A 20527-nucleotide genomic window follows, 5' to 3' on the forward strand; every position below is an offset into this window, starting at 1 on the left:
TCCTTAGTTGTTTGGTTCTTGGTTGTCTTCAAGCTTATTGGCCGGCTTCTTCGGCAAACTGCAGGAAGCGGGCGGCCACGTCCGCTCCGCCCAGCGGGTCCCGCGTGACCAGCAACACGGTATCGTCACCGGCGATGGTCCCCAGGATGGACGGCATCACCGAGTGGTCGATCGCCAGTGCCAGGAAGTTAGCGGCGCCCGGCGGGGTCCTCAGGACCACGATATTGGCCGAGGCCTCCGCCGTCACCAGCAGTTCGCCGCACAGGCGGGCGAGCCGGGCATCCAGGATCTCCTGGGTGACTCCGGCCTTGGCTGCACGCTCCCCGCCCTCCCCCGGAACGGCGTACACCAGCACGCCGTCCTTGCCGCGGACCCGGACGGCGCCGAGTTCCACGAGGTCGCGGGAAAGCGTGGCCTGGGTGACCTGGACGCCGTCGTCCGCCAGCAGCGCGGCAAGCTCTGCCTGCGAACGGACGGATTCACCGGTCAGGATCGCGGTGATCCGCGCCAGCCTGGCCGTTTTGGTGGCCGGGCTCGCGCCCGGTACCGACGGGTTGGTGGACACTAGAACGTGCTCTCCCCGGTTCCTTCAACGGGCGAGAGACCGTCGACGAAGGCCAGCCCCGACCGGTGCATGAGCCACGCCATCAGCGCCTTCTGGGCGTGCAGGCGGTTTTCCGCCTCATCCCAGACGATCGACTGCGGACCGTCGATGACCCCCGCGGAGATCTCATAGCCCCGGTACGCCGGCAGGCAGTGAAGCACGACGGCGTCCGGCGCCGCGAGCTGCATCGCCGCTTCATCCACGGAATAGTCGCGGAACAGCTGGAGCCGGGCTTCCTTCTCGGCTTCCTGTCCCATGGAAACCCAGGTGTCGGTGGCGACGACGTCGGCCCCCTTAAGGGCTTCCGCGGCGTCCGTGGTGATCAGCACCGAACCGCCCGTTTCCGCGGCCCGCTCCTCCGCGGCAGCGACGATGTCCGCGGCCGGCAGGTAGCCGTCCGGTCCGGCAATGCGCACGTGCATCCCGGCGGTCACGCCGGCCAGCAGGTACGAGTTCGCCATGTTGTTGGCGGAGTCGCCCAGGTAGCTCATGGTGAGGCCCTTGAGCTCGCCCTTGTGTTCCTTGACGGCAAGCAGGTCGGCGAGGAGCTGGCAGGGGTGGTAGTCATCGCACAGGGCATTGATGACCGGAACTTTGGAGTTCTCGGCCATGGCCACCAGCCCGGAGTGCGCCCCGGTGCGCCAGACGATCGTGGAGACCATGCGCTCGAGGACCTTGGCGGTGTCCTCCACCGATTCCTTGTGGCCGATCTGCGCCTCACCCGGATTGATGATGAGGGCGTTTCCGCCCATGTCGGCCACGCCGGTGGCGAAGGACACCCGGGTCCGGGTGGACGTCTTATCGAAGATGACGGCGACGGTCTTGCGTCCGCTGCCCGCGGCGGCAAAGGGCTGCACGCTGTAGGGCGCAGCCTTCATGCGGACCGCGAGATCCAGGACCTCGGCCTGTTCGGCCGGCGTGAGGTCCGTGTCCTTGAGGAAGTGACGGGTGGTTGCGGAGCTGGTCACTGGGCATCCTTTGCGGTCTGGAGGAGCGTGGGCAGGGCCTGGATGAAGCTGTCGGCCTGTTCGGCCGTCAGGATCAGCGGCGGGGCAAGGCGGATGGTGCGCGGACCGGGGCTGTTGACGATGAATCCGGCATCCAGCCCTGCGGTCACTACGGCGGGGGCAATGTCCGCGTCCAGGTCAAAGCCGATCAGGAGGCCTTCGCCGCGCACTTCCGTGACGCCGTCGACGTCGGCGAGTTTGGAACGGAGGAGTTCGCCCACGGTGCGGACGTTGTCCAGGACGCGCTGGCTTTCAATGGCGTGCAGGGTGGCCAGTGCCGCGGCCGTTGCCACCGGATTCCCGCCGAAGGTGGTGCCGTGCTGGCCGGCCGTGAGGAGCGAGGACGTCTCAGGGCCGAAGGTGACCAGCGCCCCGATCGGGAAGCCGCCGCCCAGGCCCTTGGCCAGGGTCACGGCGTCCGGGACGATCCCGGCGTCTTCACTGGCCAGCCACGTGCCCGTGCGGCCGATGCCGGTCTGGACCTCGTCTAGGATCAGGAGCGCGCCGGCCTTCGTCGTGGCCTCGCGTGCTGCCTGCAGGTAGCCGGGGGGCAGCGGCCGGACGCCCGCTTCACCCTGGATCGGTTCCAGGAAGACCGCCGCGGTGGTTTCGTCGATTTCCCCGAGCAGGGCGTCAATGTCCCCGAACGGGATGTGGACAACGCCGCCGGGAAGCGGTTCGAACGGCGCCCGGTAGGCAGCCTTGGCGGTCAGTGCCAAAGCGCCCATGGTGCGTCCGTGGAAGGCGCCCTCGAGCGCGATGATCTTGGTCCGCCGCTTGACGACGCTGCCGGGGCCGGCGGTGCCGTTTCCGGAGGTGCCGGTGGGCGCCTCCGCACCGGAGTTGCGGCGGGCCAGCTTGAACGCCGCCTCCACCGCTTCCGTGCCGGAGTTGGCGAAGAACACTTTGGACCCCGCCGGCGCCTTGGTGAGCTCAAGCAGCTTCTCGGCCAGCGCGATCTGTGTGGGGCTCGTAAAGAAGTTGGAGACGTGGCCCAGGGTGGCCAGCTGGCTGGAGATCACCGACGTCACGAACGGATGGGCATGGCCCATCGCGTTCACGGCGATGCCGCCCAGCAGGTCCAGGTACTCCTTGCCGTCGGCGTCCCAGACCAGGCATCCGGCGCCGCGGACCAGGACACGCTGCGGGGTGCCGAAAACGCCCATGAGGGACGAGGAGTACCGGTTCAGCCACTCGGCACCGGTCGGGTGGCCCTTGGTTTCGACGAGCTCGACTACCGGGGACTTTTCAATCTGGCTCATGCGTTCGTTTCCTCGTCCGGGACCACCTGCGTGCCGATACCCGCGGTGGTGAATGTTTCCAGCAGCATGGAGTGCGGCAGCCGGCCGTCCACGATATGGGCGCGTTCCACGCCGTCGTCAACCGCTTTCAGGCAGGCGGCCATCTTGGGGATCATGCCCGATTCAAGCCTCGGCAGCATCTCGCGCAGCTCCGACGCCGTCAGGGACGAGATCAGCGACGACTTGTCCGGCCAGTTCGCATAGAGGCCCTCGACGTCGGTCAGGATGACCAGCTTGGACGCGCCCAGGGCGGACGCGACGGCGGCCGCCGCGGTGTCCGCGTTCACGTTGAGCACCTGCCCGGTGGTGGAGCCGTCGTCGGCGATCTCCGGGGCCACGGTTGAAATCACCGGGATCCGGCCGGCCGCCAGGATATCAACGATGCCTTCCGGGTTGACCCCCACAACCTCGCCGACGAGGCCCAGGTCCACTTCTTCGCCGTCCACGACGGTTCCGGTGCGGACGGCACGCAGCAGGCCGCCGTCTTCACCGGACATGCCGACGGCGTAGGGGCCGTGCGAGTTGATCAGGCCCACCAGTTCGCGGCCCACCTGGCCGGTGAGGACCATCCGCACAACATCCATGGCCTCGGGGGTGGTAACGCGCAGTCCGCCCTTGAACTCGGACTCGATGCCGAGCCGGCTGAGCATGGAGTTGATCTGCGGGCCGCCGCCGTGGACCACCACGGGGTGGATGCCCACATGGTGCAGGAACACGACGTCCTCGGCGAAAGCACGGCGGAGTTCTTCGTTGACCATGGCGTTGCCGCCGTACTTGATCACCATGGTGGTGCCCGCAAAGCGCTGGATCCAGGGCAGGGCCTCGATCAGCGTGCCGGCTTTGTCCTGGGCAGCTTTGGTTGTATCGGGGCCGATAGATGTGGTCGCGCGTGTCTGGGTGCTCATGTGTCTCCCCGGAAGGTGGGTGCTTCGCCTAGCTGGAGTAGGCGCTGTTTTCGTGGACGTAGTCGTGCGTGAGGTCGTTGGTCCAGATCGTTGCCTCGGCGTCGCCGGCCTGGAGGTCGATCTCAACAAGGACTTCCCGCGGTTCCAGGTCCACCAGGCTGCGGTCCTCGCCGATGGATCCGTTCCGGCAGATCTGCACGCCGTTCATGGAAACGTTCAGCTGGTCCGGCTCGAACGCGGCGTCAGTGGTGCCGACGGCGGAGAGCACGCGGCCCCAGTTGGGGTCCTTGCCGAAAATGGCCGTCTTGAAGAGGTTGGAGCGGGCCACGGCCCGGCTCACGATCTCCGCGTCCTTCTCGCTGGCCGCGTTGAACGTGCGGATGGCGATGTCATGGCTGGAGCCCTCGGCGTCGCCGATCAGCTTGCGGGCCAGTTCGGCGCAGACCTGCGTCAGCCCGGCACCGAAGTCCTTGGCCGAGGGCACGGCCCCGGATGCGCCGGAAGCGAGGAGCACCACGGTGTCGTTGGTGGACATGCAGCCGTCCGAGTCCGCCCGGTCAAAGGTGACGCGCGTGGCATCGCGGAGGACGACGTCGAGCATTTCCGGCTGGACTTCCGCATCGGTGGTGATGACCACGAGCATGGTGGCCAGCCCGGGAGCAAGCATGCCGGCACCCTTGGCCATGCCGCCGATGGTGTATTCGTTGCCTTCGGCGTCCTTGCCAGTGAACACGGCTTCCTTGGACACCGAGTCGGTGGTCATGATGGCCGTGGCCGCGGCCGGGCCGCCGTCAGCGCTGAGGGCGGCGTTGGCGGCGCTGATGCCCGGGATGATCTTGTCCATGGGCAGCTGCTCGCCGATCAGGCCGGTGGAGCAGACAAAGATGTCCGTGGCCGAGACGCCCAGGGCTTCGGCGGTCTTTTCAGCAGTGGTGTGGGTGTTCTGGAAGCCCTGCGGGCCGGTGCAGGCGTTGGCGCCGCCGGAGTTGAGGATCACGGCGTCGACCCGGCCGTCCTTCACCACCTCGCGGGACCAGTGCACCGGTGCTGCGGCCACGCGGTTGGACGTGAACACGGCGGCTGCGGCCTTGGAGGGGCCGTCGTTGACAACCAGGGCAAGGTCCGGATTCCCGGACGCCTTCAGGCCGGCTTTAACGCCGGCGGCGCGGAATCCCTTGGGGGCGGTAACGGTCACGGGGCAACTCCCTGCAGGTTGAGGCCGGCGGTTTCCGCCAGGCCAAGGGCGATATTCATGGACTGCACGGCGCCGCCGGCCGTCCCCTTGGTCAGGTTGTCGATGGCGCAGGTGACAATAACGCGGCCGGTGTGCGCGTCGAAAGCCAGCTGCATCACGGCGTGGTTGGAGCCCTGCACGGACTTGGTGGCGGGCCACTGGCCTTCGGGGAGCAGGTGCACGAACGGTTCGTCGTCGTACGCTTCTTCCCAGGCGGCGCGCAGCTCTGCCGCCGTGACACCGGGCTTCACCCGGGCGGTTGCCGTGGTGAGGATGCCGCGGCTCATCGGCGCGAGGGTGGGCGTGAAGGACACCGTCACGGCTTCGCCCGCGGCGTTGCCCAGGCCCTGCTCGATCTCGGGGGTGTGCCGGTGGCCGCCGCCCACGCCGTAGGGGCTCATCGACCCCATGACCTCGGAGCCAATGAGGTTCACTTTCGCGGCTTTCCCGGCACCCGAGGTGCCCGAGGCAGAGACGATCACGACGTCGTCGGGCTGGAGGAGACCCGCGGCGAAGCCGGGCGTAAGGGCCAGCAGGGACGACGTCGGGTAGCAGCCCGGTACGGCGATCCGTTTGGCGCCCTTGAGCTTTTCCCGCTGGCCGGGCAGCTCAGGGAGCCCGTAGGGCCAGGTTCCGGCGTGCGCGGAGCCGTAGAACTTTTCCCAGGCTGCGGGATCTTCCAGCCGGTGGTCCGCACCAGCGTCGATCACCACCGTGCCGTCGGGCAGCTGGGCCGCGATCTCGGCAGACGCCCCGTGCGGGAGCGCCAGGAACACCACGTCGTGGCCGGAGAGGTTCTCCACCGTGGTGTCTTCAAGGATGCGGCTGGCCAGACCATGGAGATGCGGCTGCAATTCGCCTAGTCTTGAACCGGCGTTGCTGTGTGCTGTGATGGCGCCGATGGTGACGTCGGGGTGCCCGGCCAGAAGGCGAAGCACCTCACCGCCGGCGTAACCGCTGGCACCGGAAACGGCAACAGAAATAGTCATGGAAACGACTATACAGCAAGACTATGCATAGAACCCGATATTTATGCATGCGCTGGCACCTGCGCCCGTTCAAGCGCTGATCCCCGCTCACGCTCACGCTCGCGTCAAGCCCGCATTGCGAGCGTCAGCGTATGCTTGGAGAAGGGTGATCCTGACCGCGCGGTCCGAATGTCGGCTGCAGCGTTGCCCGTAACAGTTACGAGGCCCCGAGTCCATGACCCCCACCACTACTTCGGAGCGCCCGCAGACGCGTGTCCGGCAGCCCAACCAGGTTGTCCTGAGCTATTCCGAACTCCTCAAGACCGTCAAGGCCGCCGGCCTGCTCGAACGACGCGTCGGGTTCTACATCACGGTCTTCTCCGTCCTGGTGCTCCTGATGACGGCCGCCTGGTTCGGCTTCGCACTCATCGGTGACAGCTGGTTCCAGCTCCTCATCGCCGCCGCCATCGGCATCCTCTGCACGCAGCTGAGCTTCCTGGCGCACGAAGCCGGGCACCGCCAGATCTTCGCCTCCCGCCGCGCCAACGACTGGGCCGCCAGGCTGCTGGCCACGTCAGTCGCCGGCATGAGCTACTCCTGGTGGGAGCAGAAGCACGGCGCCCACCACAACCACCCGAACGTCATTTCCAAGGATCCCGACATCGCGCCCGGACCCATCGCCTTCCACACGGAAGCGGTGGCAGACCGGAAGGGACGGTTCGCCTTCCTGACCCGCAAGCAGGGCTGGTTCTTCTTCCCGCTGCTGTTCCTGGTGGGCCTCGGCCTGCAGATCGATTCGGTCAAGTTCGTCTTCCGCCGCGCAAAGGTCACACACCGCTGGGTTGAACTTCCAATCCTCCTGGCCCGCCTAAGCCTGCTGCCCGTCCTCACGTTCACTTTCCTGCCGTGGGGTATGGCATTGGCGTTCATCGGAGTCCAGCTCGCTGTCTTCGGTTTCTACATGGGCGCTTCCTTCGCCCCGAACCACAAGGGCATGCCGGTCCTGCCGGCGGACAGCCGCGTGGACTTCTTCAGCCGCCAGGTGCTGACTTCCCGGAACATCTCCGGCGGCCGTTTCATGGACATCCTGATGGGCGGACTCAACCGCCAGGCCGAACACCACCTCTTCCCGGACATGGCCCGCCCGCAGCTGGACAAGGCCGCCGTGATCGTCCGGGAGTTCTGCGCCAAGCACCAGGTCCCCTACACGGAGACCACCCTGCTGCAGTCCTACGGCATCATCGTCCGCTACCTCAACGACGTGGGCCTCAGCGCCGGGCGGCACTTCGAGTGCCCCATGGCCACGGTGACCCGCCGCTACTAGGCGCCGCCGCCGGCGCCCAGCCGCTTACGGGGCGAGCCCCCTGATCCACGTTTGACCCGAAGTGACGGCCGGTTACCGGCCGTCACTTCGTCGTTGGCGGCGGTGTCCCTAGGATGGTTCCTGTATCCGGGCCTGGAAATCCCAGCCCAGGGAAGGAGACACATGATGCACGCAATTGTGGCCCGCCAGGCAGGCGGACCCGACGTCCTGGAACTGGCCGAGGTGGAGCGCCCGGTACCGGGTCCCCGCCAGCTGCTGGTCAAGGTGTCAGCCACCGGCGTGAACTTCATTGACACCTACAAGCGCAGCGGCACTTACAAAGTGGCCTATCCGTTTACCCCGGGTTCCGAGGCAGCCGGCACCGTGGAGGAAATCGGCGACGGCGTCACCGTGTTCTCCCCGGGCGACCGCGTGGCCACCGCCGAAGGCGCCAACTGCTACGCCGGCTACATCCTGGTGGACGAGGACAAAGCGCTGCCGGTCCCCCGCGGCGTGGACGATTTCACCGCTGCCGCCCTCCCGCTCCAGGGAATTACGGCGCACTACCTGATCAATTCCTCGTTCCGGGTGGAACCCGGCCACACCATCCTGCTCCACGCCGGGGCCGGCGGCGTGGGACTGCTGGCCATTCAACTGCTCAAGGCTAAGGGGGCCCGGGTCGTCACCACCGTCTCCACCGATGACAAGGCGAAGCTGGCCCGCGAAGCCGGCGCCGATCATGTCATCCCCTACGAGGGCTTCTCCGCCAAAGTCCGGGAGCTGACCGACGGCACCGGAGCGGATGCGGTGTACGACGGCGTCGGGAAGGACACGTTCGACGGTTCCCTCTCCGCGCTGCGCGTCCGCGGCACGCTGGTTCTTTTCGGTGCCGCTTCCGGCCCCGTTCCGCCGTTCGATCCGCAGCGGCTTAACGCCGGCGGCTCGCTGTACCTGACCCGACCCACCATCAACCACTTCCTCCGCAACGCCCAGGAACGCCGCTGGCGCTCGGACGAGGTCTTCGCAGCAGCTGCAGACGGGAGCCTCAAGGTCCGGATCGGCGGCCGCTACGACCTTGCCCACGCTGCCCGGGCACACGACGACCTGGAACAGCGCCGGACCACCGGCAAGATCATCCTCGTCCCCTGATCCGGCCAAATCCCCTGATCCGGTAAACAAGGCGTGAACCTCCGGCGAACTGCGACACCTTTTGTTCATCTTGTGCGGAAAGAATCACCCCGTGACTGAACTACCGCAAGCTCCCGGAACCGCGCCGGCGCCAGAGACCGGCCTCCTGGAAGGAAGCACGGAAGGAAGCACGGAAGGACGCACTGCCCGTCCAGGCGTCCGGAACGTGTATCTGCCGCAGCTGCCGGGCGGCGCCGCGGCGCCGCCCGAGCGGACGCTGATCGACATCCTCGAGGAGACGGCCCGCACATATCCGGAAGCCTCGGCCCTGGACGACGGCCGCCGGCGCCTGAGTTACGCCCAGCTGATGTCGGAAGTCAGGGCCACGGCGCGTGAGCTTCATCTCGCGGGCCTCGGCGCCGGCGACAAGATCGGCGTGCGGATCCCCTCCGGCACCAACCGGCTTTACGTGTCGATCCTGGCCATCCTTCTGATCGGGGCGGCATACGTGCCAGTGGATGCCGATGATCCCGATGAGCGTGCCAAGCTGGTGTTCAGCGAGGCCCGCGTGGCCGCCATCGTCCGGGCGGACGGCGAGATCGTCACGGACAGCAAGCGTCCGCGGCCGTTCCCGCACCCGCGGATGCCCCAGGCCGACGACGACTCCTGGGTGATCTTCACGTCCGGTTCCACAGGTACACCCAAGGGCGTCGCCGTGCAGCACAGGTCCTCGGCCGCCTTCGTGGATGCCGAAGCCCGGATCTTCCTGCAGGACGAACCCATCGGTCCCCAGGACCGGGTCCTGGCCGGACTATCCGTGGCGTTCGACGCTTCCTGCGAAGAGATGTGGCTGGCCTGGCGCTACGGCGCCTGCCTCGTCCCCGCTCCCCGGTCCCTGGTCCGGACCGGAATGGACCTCGGTCCGTGGCTGATCAGCCACGGCATCACCGTGGTGTCCACGGTGCCCACCCTCGCCGCGCTGTGGCCGGCCGAAGCGCTGGAGAACGTGCGGCTGCTGATTTTCGGCGGCGAGGCCTGCCCGCCGGAGCTCGCGGAGCGGCTCGCCGTCGACGGCCGGGAAGTGTGGAACACCTACGGGCCGACCGAAGCCACAGTGGTGGCCTGCGCGGCACCGCTTGGCACACCCGGGCCCGTCCGGATCGGCCTGCCGCTCGATGGCTGGGACATTGCCGTGGTTGATTCTTCCGGCGTTCCGGTGGCGGAGGGCGAGGTGGGTGAGCTGATCATCGGCGGGGTGGGGCTTGCCCGGTACCTTGACCCCGCCAAGGATGCGGAAAAGTACGCGCCGATGCCGTCCCTCGGCTGGGCCCGGGCGTACCGGTCCGGAGACCTGGTCCGCTACGAAGCGGCCGGCCTCGTGTTCATGGGGCGCGCGGATGAACAGGTGAAGCTCGGTGGCCGGCGCATTGAACTCGGTGAGATCGACGCCGCGCTGCAGGCGCTGCCTGATATTGCCGGCGCAGCGGCCGCTGTCCGTACGACGGCGGCCGGGAACCAGATCCTGGTGGGTTACCTTGCGCCTGCGGGCACCGCGGAAATCGACCTGGCCGCCGCCCGTGAACGGCTGGGGGCCAGCCTTCCGGCCGCGCTCATCCCGCTCCTGACCGTGGTGGAGTCCCTGCCCACCAAAACCAGCGGAAAAGTTGACCGCCATGCCCTGCCCTGGCCGTTGGCAGGAGCAGGGGCGGCCGACGCGGACAACGCCCCGCTGAACCTGCCGGACGACGCCGGCTGGATCGTGGAGCAGTGGGGCAGCGTGCTGGGAACACCGGCGTCGAGCCTGGACGCGGACTTCTTTGCCCACGGCGGAGGATCCCTGGCCGCAGCACAGCTCGTGTCTGCCCTGCGTGTCCGCTACCCCACCATCACGGTGGCCGACATTTACGCCACACCCCGCGTGGGCGCGCTCATCGATGCCGCCCGGCAGTCATTGCCTGAGGGGGCAGCCGGGCCGGCGCCGGAACGGAACGTCCGCCCCACGGCCCTGAAATCGCAGGTCTTCCAGACACTGATGGGTGTCCCGTTGCACATCCTGGTGGGCATGCGCTGGCTGACCTACGTGATGGTGGCCAACAACCTCCTGGCGGCCTTCGCCGGCTTCACGGCGGCTCCGGTTGTTTCCTGGTGGTGGGTGGCGGCGTCGTGGCTGGTGTTCGTGAGCCCGGCCGGGCGGATGGCGCTCTCTGTGCTTGCCGCCAGGACCCTGCTGAGGCGCGTGGTTCCCGGCACCTACCCCAGGTCCGGCAAGGTACACCTGCGGCTATGGCTGGCGGAGCAGATCCAGGACCTGTCCGGCGCCATCAGCCTGGCAAGTGCCCCCTGGGTGCCCTACTATGCGAAGGCCCTCGGATCGAAAATCGGCAATGATGTCCAGCTCCACTCGCTGCCGCCGGTCACCGGAATGCTTTCGCTGGGGCGCGGCAGCAACATCGAACCTGAGGTGGACCTCTCCGGCTGGTGGATCGACGGTGATACCGTCCACATCGGCCGGGTGCATGTCGGAGCGGGTGCCACCGTGGGTGCCCGCAGCACCCTCATGCCCGGAGCCAGTATCGGCGCCGGGGCGCAGGTGGAGCCGGGATCGGCGGTCCTCGGAAAGGTCAAGGCCGGGCAACTGGTGTCCGGCTCCCCCGCCGAGCGGATCGGCAAGGCCAAACAGGCATGGCCGGACACGCCGCCGGCGCACGCGCTGATCGGGCGGCTATGGTTCGCGGCGTTCGCTGCAGCCTCAGCGGTCCTGGCCACCATCCCCCTGCTGTCCGCAGCAGCCGGGGCGTTCGTGGTGTTCCTGTTCATCCGCGGCAGCGAATCGCTGACGGCCGCCCTCCCCCAGGTCCTTACCTCACTGCCGCTGGCGGCCCTCACCTGGTTCGCCGCCAACCTCCTGCTGATCCTTGCCACCACCCGCCTGCTGGGCGTCGGACTCAAGGAAGGCTACTTCAGGGTGCGGAGCCGGATCGGCTGGCAGGTGTGGGCCACCGAACGCGTCCTGGACCTGGCCCGGGATGTCCTGTTTCCCATCTACGCCAGCCTTTTCACCCCGGTCTGGCTCCGCCTGCTGGGGGCCAAGGTGGGCAAGAACGTGGAGGCCTCCACCGTCCTCCTGCTCCCCAAAATGACAACCGTGGGCGAAGGCGCCTTCCTCGCGGACGACACCATGGTGGCCTCCTACGAACTGGGCGGCGGCTGGATGAGGATTGCCCCCGCCAAGATCGGAAAGCGCTCCTTCCTGGGCAACTCCGGGATGACGGGGGCCGGACGAAGCGTGCCCAAGAACTCGCTGGTTGCTGTCCTGTCCGCGACTCCTGCCAAAGCCAAATCAGGCACCTCCTGGCTGGGCAGTCCCCCGGTCCGGCTGCGCCGCACGGCTATCGCCACCGACAACACCCTGACGTTCCAGCCTCCACTGCGGCTGAAGCTGGCACGCGCCCTGTGGGAACTCTGCCGGTTCATTCCCGTGGTGCTCACCGTCGGCCTGGCCGCCGGCGTCATGCTCGCGTTCGACTGGCTCGCTTCGGCGTGGGGCTACGGTATCGCGGCGCTGCTGGGCGGCATCGTGGTCCTCATCGCCGGTGCCACAGCCGCCGCCAGCGCGGTGGCCGCCAAGTGGCTGCTGGTGGGCAGGATCAAGCCCGGCGAGCATGCCCTGTGGAGTTCCTTCATCTGGCGGAACGAAGTAGTGGATACCTTCATCGAAATGGTGAGCGCACCGTGGTTCGCCCGCTCGGCCTCGGGTACTCCGGCCCTCGTGTGGTGGCTGCGCGGGCTCGGTGCGAAAATCGGCCGCGGCACGTGGTGCGAGAGCTACTGGCTGCCGGAAGCGGACCTTGTCACGCTGGGCGAAAGTTCAACGGTCAACCGCGGCTGTGTCGTCCAGACCCACCTCTTCCACGACCGGATCATGAGCATTGACACTGTTACGCTCGAAGACGGAGCCACCATGGGCCCACATGGCGTCATCCTCCCGCGGGCACGCATCGCGAAGGGCGGCACGGTGGGCCCGGCATCCTTGGTCATGCGCGGGGAAACAGTTCCGGCAGCGACGTATTGGATGGGCAATCCGGTCAGCCCCTGGGCGGGCCCGGCAGTGCCGGCCCGGCGGCTCAAGTAGCTCCCGCACGGCCAGCCCGGCTCCGACCATCCGCAATACGAAGGCCAGTTTATGAGTTTTGCAGCACCAGCCGGTCCCGGCGGCCCACGCCGGCCCGACGAGCCCTCCGGCTCCCCGGATCCCTACGTCCCCGGGCACGGCACAAACGCCTACCGGGTCACGCGGTACGAACTGGACCTTGACTACAAGCTGGCCAGTAACCGGCTGAACGGCCAGGCCGTCCTGCACGCGGAGGCGGACCGGGCGGCATCCGCCGTCGTCCTGGACCTCGCGGGGCTGCGCACCGTCAAAGTGTCGCTGAACGGCAAACGCGTGCGCAGGTTCAGCCAGCGGGCCGAGCAGCTGGTGATCGTTCCCGACGCGGCCCTGCTCCCGGGCGACCGCTTCACCCTGGACATCCGGTATGAGGGAAATCCGTCTCCACGGCGGGGCCTCTGGGGCGAAGTGGGCTGGGAGGAACTCACCGACGGCGTGCTGGTGGCGGGCCAGCCCAACGGCGCCGCCTCCTGGTTTCCCTGCAACGACCATCCGCAGCACAAGGCCAGCTACCGGATCGCCGTCACCACGGATGCCAATTACCGGGCAGTCTGCAACGGCCTGCTGATCTCCCGAAAATCAGGCTCCAGCCGGGAAACCTGGACGTATGAGCAGGCCGAGCCGATGGCCACCTACCTCGCCACGGTGCAGATCGGCCGGTATGACGTCCTGACCCTGGATACGACGTCGGTTCCGGGCAGCGTCCCGCAGCATGTGGCTGTGCCTGCCTCGTTGGCCGACGCGGCACGCCGGGGGCTGGCACGCCAGCCGGAGATGATGCGCACCTTCGTCAACAGCTTCGGCCCCTATCCCTTCCAGGAGTACACGGTGGTGGTGGCAGAGGACGAGCTCGAAATTCCGCTCGAAGCCCAGACACTGTCCATCGTGGGCCCCAACCATCTCACCCCGGACTGGAACGCACAGCGGCTGATCGCCCACGAACTGTCCCACCAGTGGTTCGGCAATTCCCTGACCGTCGCGTCCTGGCGGGACATCTGGCTGCACGAAGGGTTCGCCTGCTACGCGGAGTGGATCTGGTCCGAGGCGGCCGGAGTCATGAGCGTAGCGGACCGCGCCGCAGCCGCCTGGCGGAAGCTCGACGCCGGGAACCAGGACCTCATGGTCGGTGACCCCGGGCCCGAGCTGATGTTCGATGACCGGGTGTACAAACGCGGCGCCCTCGCGCTGCATGCCCTCCGGATCCGGTGCGGCGACCTCGCCTTCTTTGCGCTGCTGCACGACTGGGCCGCAAGCAACCGCCACGCATCCGTCTCCACCGCCGGGTTCATCCAGACTGCGGACCGTGTCACCGGAATTGATTCAGAAGCCCTGCTGCACCCCTGGCTGTTCGAAGAGCCGCTGCCTGCCCTGCCTGTGCGGTAGGCCAACACGTCATCCGAGGGCGACGGCGGCCACCAGCTCGTCCGGCAGCCCCGACTCGGCGGGGGCCAGGTCCCGGACACCTGCTCGGTTAAGGACGTCAACGGTCTCCGGCCGCCGCTTGAGGCCCTCTCCGGTCATCTTCAGGAAGGCCTCCTTGCGCGCCCACAGCCGGGCACGCTCGCGCAGCAGCGCCCTCCCCCGCAACGGGGCAATCGCCTGGTGCTCGGCCGGGGTCAGGGCCACGGCGTCGAAGCCGTCGAAGTCCAGCCGCTGCGGATCCTCGGCGTCAACGCCCAGCCGCTGTTCCGGCCCCGGTTCCGCCACGGCTGCCAGCAGGGTCCAGCCAGCCGCCCGGGACAGGCTCAGCAGCAGGGGCGCCCGCAGCCCCGCCAGTTCATAGCCGGGCATCCCGTGGGTGACACCGGGACCGCTGCCGCACCGGGGGCAACGGTAACGGGCCGTCAGGTCCCGGGCACGCACGCCCAGCAGTTCTGCGGCCAACAGCCGCTGGGCCAGCCTGGCCGCAAGGAAGTCCTGCCGTGGCGCGGGCATCATGGCGCGGGCTCGCTCCAGCTCCGGCGGGTCCAGGAACTGCAGGGCTTCACGCTCCAGGGCCGCAACCGCCGGCGCGGAATCCTGCCCGGGGACGCGGAAGGGCGGGCAGGCACGCACAACAAGGTGTGATGCCATGGCCCGCCCTTCCGGTCTTAGCCTTGAACGGCCGAACAGTTGAACGCTGAGCGCTCTAGCGCTGAACGGCCCCGAAGCGCTCGGCAGCAACCGCTACGGCGCTCTCACGGGCGGCTGATGCTTCGTCCGACGTGAGCGTCCGGTCCGCCGCACGGAAGCGGAGTCCGAAGGCCAGCGACTTCTTGCCGTCCTCGATGCCCTTTCCGGCGTACACGTCAAAGAGTGCCACGTCTTCCAGCAGCTCGCCGGCGCCCTCGCGGAGGGCGGCCAGGACGTCGTCCGCCGGGATCTCCTTGGGGACCACCAGGGCAACGTCCTGGGTGGCCACCGGGAAGCCGGAAATGTGCTTCGCGACGATGACGTCGGCTGCCGCTTCGAACAGTGCGTCTGCGTTGAACTCGAGCGCCACCGAACGTGCCGGCATGTCGTGCGCGGCCAGCAGCTTGGGGTGCAGTTCACCGGCGTAGCCCACAACGTCACCGGAGCGCAGCGACAGTTGGGCTGTACGTCCCGGGTGGTAGGCCTGGTGCTGACCCTGGCTGACCACGATTTCGACGCCGAGGACGTCTCCGGCGAGGCGGGCGATGTCCACTGCGTCGGCCCAGTCCCAGGCACGCGGCGTGTGGGCGGCGGCCGCCGGCGAGTCATGGCCGGTCAGGACCGCAGCGATATGCAGCGGCTGGTCCGGGACGCCGTCGTACAGTGCGTCCAGTACCTCATCGGAGGGCTTGACGCCGAGCGGCGGGATGGACGGCGTTCCCACCGTGTCACCCGGCAGGAACACGAGTCCGGCTTCGAAGACCGACAGGTCGCGGAAGCCGCGCGAGTGGTTGCGCTTGGCCACCTCGATCAGGCCGGGCAGGATGGACGTCCGCAGGTAGCCCTGTTCCTCGCTGATCGGGTTGGCCAGCTTGACGGCCTTGCGCTCTGCCCCGTGCTCGGCCACGCCAAAGGTGTCGTTGGCGGCCTTGGACACGAAGGGGTAGGCCAGGACCTCGGTGAGCCCGGCATCGGCCAGGGCCTGCACCAGGCGGCGGCGCTGCTGCTGCACACGCGTCAGGCCGCGTCCCGGGGGCGCCACCGGCAGTGTGGCGGGAATGTTGTCGTAGCCGACCAGCCGGGCGATTTCCTCGGAGAGGTCCTCTTTGGTTTCCAGGTCGTTCCGCCAGCTCGGGGCAGTGACCGTCCAGCCGGCGTCGTGCTTCACCACGGCGGCGCCGAGGTCCTCGAGCGAGGTGACGATCTGCTCTTCGGTGAAGTCGATGCCGATCCGGGCCGCGGCGAAAGCCGCCGGCAGCTCGATCGTGACGGCGTCAGGCGCAGTGCCGACGTCGGTGCCGGCTTCATCGGCGGTGCCGCCGGCGAGCTCGACCAGGAGATCAACCACCCGCTGCGCGGCGATGCCGGCAACCTGCCAGTCAACACCGCGCTCGAAACGCTTGGACGCTTCGGAGGGCAGCTTGTGCCGGCGGCGGGAACGGCCAATGGACACCTCGTCAAAGTGAGCTGCCTCAACCAGGACGTTCGACGTCGAATCGCTCACCTCCGTGGCGGCGCCGCCCATCACGCCGGCGATGCCGATCGCTCCGGAGCTGTCGGTGATCAGGAGGTCCTCGACGTCGAGCGTGCGCTCCTTGTCGTCCAGGGTGGTGATCTTCTCCCCCGCAACCGCGCGCCGGACTACGATGTCGCCGGACAGCTTGTCCAGGTCGTAGCAGTGCGTGGGCTGGCCGAGTTCCAGCATGACGTAGTTGGAGATGTCCACGGGCAGCGAGATGGAGCGGATGCCGGCCAGCCTGAGGCGCGAGACCATCCACGGGGGCGTCGGCCTGGTGGCGTCGACGCCGCGGACGGTGCGGGCCACGAAGCGGTCGCAGCCCGGCTTTCCGTAGATCGGAGCGTCGTCGTTGAGCTTCACGCCGTAGCCGCCGGCCAGTCCAGCCGGCGCCTGCACCTTCGACGCCGGGTCCGTGAAGGACGTACCGGTGGCGTGGGCGTACTCGCGGGCCACGCCACGGATGGAGAACGCGTAGCCGCGGTCCGGCGTCACGTTGATTTCGGCGGCCTGGTCGTAGAGTCCCAGGAGTTCCATGGCGTCGGTCCCGATTTCCGGGTCCAGGCCGATCCGGGACAGCACCAGGATGCCGTCGTGGTCCTCGCCGATGCCCAGCTCGCGGACGGAGGCGATCATGCCGGCGGACAGGTGGCCGTACGTCTTCCGCGCTGAGATGTGGAAGTCTCCGGGCAGCACGGCGCCGGGAAGGGTGACCACTACTTTGTCGCCCTCCACGAAGTTGTGGGCGCCGCAGATGATGCCCTGGACACCGGAGGGGTCGATGCCCTTGCCGGTGAGGGTCTGCTCCTGGCCCTCGGGGACCACGCGGACCTGGCACCAGTTGATGGTTTTGCCATTGGTCTGCGGTTCCTTGACCAGGCTCAGGACCTGGCCCACCACAACGGGACCGCGGAGTGCGTCCGTGGGGCGGTGGACGGCCTCTTCTTCAAAACCGACCTTGACCAGTTCTGCCATAACGTCTTCGGCCGTTGCTCCGGCCGGTACCTGCGCGAACTCACGCAGCCAGGAAAGTGGGATACGCACTGTTAGATCTCCATCCCGAAGTGCTCGCTGAAACGTACATCGCCTTCGATCATGTCGCGCATGTCGCCCACCTCATTGCGGAACATGAGGGTGCGCTCGATGCCCATGCCGAAGGCAAAACCTGAATAGACGTCCGGATCGATGCCGGCTGCCCGGAGGACATTGGGGTTGACCATGCCGCAGCCGCCCCACTCGATCCAGCGCGGACCCCCCTTGGCGCCCGGGTGCCAGATGTCCAGCTCCGCGGACGGCTCGGTGAACGGGAAGTAGTTGGGGCGCAGGCGGATCTGGGCCTCGTCGCCGAACATCTGGCGTGCGAAATGCTCCAGCGTGCCGCGGAGGTCCGCCATGCTCAGCTTCTTGTCGATGGCCAGGCCCTCGAACTGATGGAACACGGGCGTGTGGGTGGCGTCCAGTTCATCGGTGCGGAACACCTTGCCCGGGCACAGCACGTAGATGGGCACTTCGCGCTCCAGCATGGAGCGGACCTGCACCGGCGAGGTGTGCGTGCGCATCAGCAGGTGGGCCTCGGGGGGCTCCACAAAGAAGGTGTCCTGCATTTCGCGGGCAGGGTGGTCCGGCTTGAAGTTCAAGGCATCAAAGTTGAACCACTCGGATTCGACCTCGGGGCCTTCGGCAATTTCCCAGCCCATGCCCACGAAGATGTCCGCCACACGGTCCTGCAGCGTGGAGAGCGGGTGGCGCGCACCGGCACGGCGGCGGCGCGGAGCGGCCGTGACGTCGACGGTCTCTTCGACGAGGATCCGCGCGTCGTTTTCAGCTTCGAGCTCGGCGGTGCGGTCCGCGAGCGCCTTGTTGACGCGTCCGCGGGAGGCGCCCATGAGTTTTCCGGCGGCGGCCTTCTGGTCCTTTGCCAGGCCGCCGATTTCGCGGTTGGCAAGGCTCAGCGGCGCCTTCTCGCCCGTGTGCGCCAGCCTCACGGCCTTGAGCTCGTCAAGGGTGGAGGCAGCGGCAATGGCGGCAACGGCGTGGTCTACGGCGGCAGTAATGGCGGCTTCATCCAGAGGGTTCGGGATGGCAGCGCCCGGCAAAGTTTCAGTCATCTACTGTTCTTAGCTACGAGTCGGGTCTCGCCAGCGAGCTGTCCAGCTGCATTCGGGTCCACCGGCAGCGTGTCCGTCACTGGCTTGTCGTTCCGCACGGCCCTTTCGAGGAGCCGTATGAAGTGACAAAGGGCAGGGCTCGCCGGCATTCGTCCGGCGGGCACTCTCCCCCAGTCTAGTTGAACGCGCCACGCTGGACGCGCCAGAGCACGGACGTGACGCCCCCGCAGGCAGGTGGGCGGGACCCCGCAGGGACGCACAGCGGGAGGGACGGGGATTACCGCCTGCCGCTACCATGGCCTCATGACCTCCGGACAGCGGCTTCGGCAGATCGCCAACCTGCTGAATGCAACGACGCTCCTGGGCCTGCTGCTGGCCAGGTGCGCCCGGACTGCTGTGCGCACCGGTCCGGGTGGCCTGCTGATCGCCACTGGGTACCGGTGGCGGCTCCCCTTCGCCCAGGCGTTCACGGTGGGCAACGTGGTGCTGTTCCGGGCGGAGGCGACGGAGGCGCTGTCCAACAAGGTTCTGCTGGGCCACGAGGAACGGCACAGCAGCCAGTATGCCTGGTGCCTGGGCCTGCCGTTCCTTCCCCTGTATTTCATCGCGGCCGGGTGGTCGCAGCTGCGGACGGGCAACCCGGGGTCCGCCAACGTTTTTGAACGCCTGGCCGGGCTGGAGGCCGGCGGCTACTACCCCCGGTCAGGCACACGCAGAAGCAAACGCCGCAAGGGCAACGCTGCTCCCGATGGAAATGAGGCTTGAGATGACCCACTTCGCCAGGACCGTCACAGTAACCGGCTCCGGCACTGCCGAAGCTGTGCCCGACCTACTGAGCGTCTCCATCGGCGTGGAATGCCGCCGGGAGGACGTGGGCGCTGCGTATGCGGCGGCAGGCAGGGCCGCGGCCGCGATTTCGGCGGTCCTGCGTGAGCACGGCGTACCGGACCCGGACATCAGCACCTCGGGCCTCAACGTCCGGGCGGACGTGGTGTGGAAAGAGGGCCAGGGCCAGACCGTGACGGGGTACGTTGCCTCAAGTGTCCTGGCCGTGCGGCTGCGGGATGTTCCCGGTTCCTCGGACGTCATCGCAGCGGCGGTGGCCGCAGGCGGCAACGATGTCAGGCTGAACGGACTGGAGCTGGGGTTCGCAGATCCGGCCGCAGTCACGGCGCAGGCACGCGAAGCCGCCTGGCAGGATGCCCTCGCCACGGCCACGCAGTTTGCCTCGCTGGCCGGCACGGAACTCGGACCGGTTGTTTCCGTCACCCAGCAGCCCGCGGCCTCGGCTCCGATTCCGGTGGCGAAGATGCAGCGGGCCATGGCCACAGACTCCGTAGGGATTGAGGCCGGGCAATCGAGCGTGTCGGCGACAGTGGGCGTCGTCTGGGAACTTCGCGACCACAGCTAGCGCAGCCGCCTGCGAGCGCCGCGGCAGGTGAGCGGACTGTGCCGGCTCAGTGGACAGTGCCGCTTTAGTGGACGGTGCCGGCGGACAGCTTGACGTCCGCCGTGGTGGCCAGGGCGGTACGGACGACGACGGCGAGCGCCTCCGCCATCACGGCTGCGGGCAGCGAGGGGGTACCGCCGCCTTTGGGCACCTGCCTGGTCTCATACGGGACGTGGATGAATCCGCCCCGCGTTGCGGAGGCGCCCACTCCGGTGTTCAGCGAGTGCATCAGTGCATAGAAAATGTGGTTGCAGACGTAGGTGCCGGCGCTTTGGGAAACCTCGGCGGGGATCCCGGCTGCCCGAAGTGCCCCCAGCGCCGCCTTCACGGGCAGTGAGCTGAAATAGGCTGCCGGGCCACCGGGGACCACTTCCTCGTCCACGGGGCGGTTTCCGGCATTGTCCGGGATACGGGCGTCGTCACAGTTGATGGCGACCCGCTCCAGGGAAATCCGCGGCCGTCCGCCGGCCTGGCCTACGCAGATCACCAGCCCAGGGCTATGGCGCCGCAGGGCATCCTCCAGCACCGTGACGGATTGCCCGAACACGCACGGCAGTTCAAGGGCAGCGACAGCATGGCCCTCGGCCCGCAGGATTTCCGAGGCGGCCGCCGCGGCGGTCCACGACGGGTTGGTGGTTTCGCCGCCGAACGGCTCGAACCCGGTCAGGAGAATCATGGGCCCAGCGTAGCAAGACCACCCGCACGGTTAACCAGGGACCTTGA

General features: G+C 67.9%; 16 protein-coding genes. 6 read left to right on the forward strand and 10 right to left on the reverse strand.

Annotated features, from left to right (window positions below):
* Window positions 1-34: 34 nt before the first annotated feature.
* Genes BS38_RS0117100 through argC form a run of 6 tightly spaced genes read right to left on the reverse strand, consistent with a single transcriptional unit; the run spans window position 35 to window position 6040 of the window.
* Complete coding sequence (locus tag BS38_RS0117100) at window positions 35-565, reverse strand: arginine repressor (protein WP_028271905.1); 531 nt, start codon at window positions 563-565, stop codon at window positions 35-37.
* Window positions 565-1572, reverse strand: coding sequence for an ornithine carbamoyltransferase (gene argF / locus BS38_RS0117105; protein ID WP_028271906.1), 1008 nt, complete (start codon window positions 1570-1572; stop codon window positions 565-567). The genes BS38_RS0117100 and argF overlap by 1 nt, the downstream gene beginning before the upstream one ends.
* Window positions 1569-2873, reverse strand: a complete 1305-nt coding sequence (locus tag BS38_RS0117110; protein ID WP_028271907.1) for an acetylornithine transaminase — start codon at window positions 2871-2873, stop codon at window positions 1569-1571. The genes argF and BS38_RS0117110 overlap by 4 nt, the downstream gene beginning before the upstream one ends.
* Complete coding sequence (gene argB, locus BS38_RS0117115) at window positions 2870-3817, reverse strand: acetylglutamate kinase (RefSeq protein WP_028271908.1); 948 nt, start codon at window positions 3815-3817, stop codon at window positions 2870-2872. Before argB ends, BS38_RS0117110 begins: the two co-directional genes overlap by 4 nt.
* A gap of 28 nt (window positions 3818-3845) precedes the next feature.
* The gene (gene argJ / locus BS38_RS0117120; protein ID WP_028271909.1) at window positions 3846-5012 is read right to left on the reverse strand and encodes a bifunctional glutamate N-acetyltransferase/amino-acid acetyltransferase ArgJ; all 1167 of its coding nucleotides are present in this window, start codon (window positions 5010-5012) and stop codon (window positions 3846-3848) included.
* The gene (argC, locus tag BS38_RS0117125) at window positions 5009-6040 is read right to left on the reverse strand and encodes an N-acetyl-gamma-glutamyl-phosphate reductase (RefSeq protein ID WP_028271910.1); all 1032 of its coding nucleotides are present in this window, start codon (window positions 6038-6040) and stop codon (window positions 5009-5011) included. The genes argJ and argC overlap by 4 nt, the downstream gene beginning before the upstream one ends.
* 214 nt (window positions 6041-6254) lie before the next feature.
* Here argC and BS38_RS0117130 point away from each other — a divergent pair, with 214 nt between their 5' ends.
* From BS38_RS0117130 to BS38_RS0117145, 4 genes are all read left to right on the forward strand, one after another.
* Window positions 6255-7343, forward strand: a complete 1089-nt coding sequence (locus BS38_RS0117130) for a fatty acid desaturase family protein (protein WP_028271911.1) — start codon at window positions 6255-6257, stop codon at window positions 7341-7343.
* A 162-nt stretch (window positions 7344-7505) separates the two neighbouring features.
* Entirely contained in the window at window positions 7506-8471 is a 966-nt protein-coding gene (locus tag BS38_RS0117135) for a quinone oxidoreductase family protein (RefSeq protein ID WP_028271912.1), read from the forward strand.
* Between the two features lie 205 nt (window positions 8472-8676).
* Window positions 8677-12582, forward strand: a complete 3906-nt coding sequence (locus BS38_RS0117140) for a Pls/PosA family non-ribosomal peptide synthetase (RefSeq protein ID WP_028271913.1) — start codon at window positions 8677-8679, stop codon at window positions 12580-12582.
* Between the two features lie 51 nt (window positions 12583-12633).
* Window positions 12634-14001, forward strand: coding sequence for a M1 family metallopeptidase (locus BS38_RS0117145; protein ID WP_028271914.1), 1368 nt, complete (start codon window positions 12634-12636; stop codon window positions 13999-14001).
* 9 nt (window positions 14002-14010) lie between these two features.
* Here BS38_RS0117145 and BS38_RS0117150 read toward each other — a convergent pair whose 3' ends face one another.
* Genes BS38_RS0117150 through pheS form a run of 3 tightly spaced genes read right to left on the reverse strand, consistent with a single transcriptional unit; the run spans window position 14011 to window position 18354 of the window.
* Window positions 14011-14691 (reverse strand): 4'-phosphopantetheinyl transferase family protein, encoded by a 681-nt coding sequence (locus BS38_RS0117150; RefSeq protein WP_028271915.1) that lies wholly within the window; start codon window positions 14689-14691, stop codon window positions 14011-14013.
* Between the two features lie 55 nt (window positions 14692-14746).
* Window positions 14747-17290, reverse strand: a complete 2544-nt coding sequence (pheT, locus tag BS38_RS0117155; RefSeq protein ID WP_028271916.1) for a phenylalanine--tRNA ligase subunit beta — start codon at window positions 17288-17290, stop codon at window positions 14747-14749.
* A 2-nt stretch (window positions 17291-17292) separates the two neighbouring features.
* Complete coding sequence (gene pheS / locus BS38_RS0117160) at window positions 17293-18354, reverse strand: phenylalanine--tRNA ligase subunit alpha (RefSeq protein WP_028271917.1); 1062 nt, start codon at window positions 18352-18354, stop codon at window positions 17293-17295.
* A gap of 303 nt (window positions 18355-18657) precedes the next feature.
* Here pheS and BS38_RS25510 point away from each other — a divergent pair, with 303 nt between their 5' ends.
* Together BS38_RS25510 and BS38_RS0117170 are read left to right on the forward strand one after the other, a co-directional pair.
* Window positions 18658-19119, forward strand: coding sequence for an eCIS core domain-containing protein (locus BS38_RS25510; protein ID WP_043439070.1), 462 nt, complete (start codon window positions 18658-18660; stop codon window positions 19117-19119).
* A 1-nt stretch (window position 19120) separates the two neighbouring features.
* Window positions 19121-19765: an SIMPL domain-containing protein gene (locus tag BS38_RS0117170; RefSeq protein WP_028271918.1), complete on the forward strand. Its 645-nt coding sequence runs from the start codon at window positions 19121-19123 to the stop codon at window positions 19763-19765.
* A gap of 64 nt (window positions 19766-19829) precedes the next feature.
* Here BS38_RS0117170 and pcp read toward each other — a convergent pair whose 3' ends face one another.
* Entirely contained in the window at window positions 19830-20480 is a 651-nt protein-coding gene (gene pcp / locus BS38_RS0117175) for a pyroglutamyl-peptidase I (protein WP_028271919.1), read from the reverse strand.
* Window positions 20481-20527 lie beyond the last annotated feature (47 nt).

The sequence above is a fragment of the Arthrobacter sp. UNC362MFTsu5.1 genome, from assembly GCF_000685965.1.
Taxonomy (GTDB): Bacteria; Actinomycetota; Actinomycetes; order Actinomycetales; family Micrococcaceae; genus Arthrobacter.